This is a genomic window from Companilactobacillus halodurans (assembly GCF_009600985.1).
In the GTDB taxonomy this organism is placed as follows: Bacteria; Bacillota; Bacilli; order Lactobacillales; family Lactobacillaceae; genus Companilactobacillus; species Companilactobacillus halodurans.
The window spans coordinates 1-1,012 of sequence record NZ_VDFP01000298.1; the positions used below are offsets into that span (position 1 = coordinate 1).

Consider the following 1,012-nt stretch of genomic DNA (forward strand, 5'->3'; position numbering starts at 1 on the left):
TCTATGTATTGCTTGTGAATGTTGCGAATGGGACTTATAAAGTGACCGAAACCCACCTGCTGTTCCTAAAAATTCTATCTTCATATATACACCTCTACTAAAATAAAATGATGCTTATAATCATTTAAATTGTTCAAAAAATACATTCATATTATAGATATTTGTCTTATACTTTTTAAAAAAACTGTATAACTATTATCTGCGTCATACAGGTTTTTTAAGTATTGAAGTTTATATTTTGAAAATGATTTTAGCCAATAGTGATGATTTCATGCGCTAGTGAAGTGGCCTCATAATTTGAATGTGTAACAAAGATAATAGGAATTTGCCATTTTTCAAAGATACGTTGCACAAGTTGGATACTTTCATGCTTAGTCGAATCGTCTAGACTTGAAAATGGTTCATCTAACAGAATCAAGTCTGGCTTTGTACTCAGTGTTCTAGCTAAAGCCACGCGTTGTGCTTCTCCACCTGATAAACGCATAGGATATTGATCTTTTAGGTGATCAATATTTAGTTGTTTCATCAATTTATCGATATGATCAGAAGGTTGTGCCATGAAAGTAATATTTTGATAGACATTCATGTTAGGAAAAAGTTGGTAATCTTGGAAAAGATAGCCAATATTTCTTTTTTGAATTTTCACATCAATCGCATGTGCTGAATCTGAAATAATACGTTTATTCACTTGTATAAATGCGTTGTCAGGTTGCCTTAAACCCGTTATCATATTTAATATTGTCGTCTTGCCAATACCGGAAGGCCCTTTAATTGCATATATCTTTGGTTTATCATCATTAATTTGTATGCTTAATGGTGTTGCTTTAAGCTGATGTGTCAGATGTATATGTAACAATTAATCTACCTCCCGATAACGATCTTTATTTAATAAATTAATTGTACCTATAACAGTTATCGCAAATGCTACCAATACAATCACCCATAACCATGCTTGATTTTCCTTACCTTGTTCAACCAAGAAATAAATCTCTAATGGTAATGTATTTGTCTT

The 1,012-nt window shown here is 31.7% G+C and carries 1 protein-coding gene; it reads right to left on the reverse strand.

Annotated features, from left to right (window positions below):
• Positions 1-250: 250 nt before the first annotated feature.
• Positions 251-856 (reverse strand): ATP-binding cassette domain-containing protein, encoded by a 606-nt coding sequence (locus FHL06_RS14290; protein WP_153387338.1) that lies wholly within the window; start codon positions 854-856, stop codon positions 251-253.
• Positions 857-1,012 lie beyond the last annotated feature (156 nt).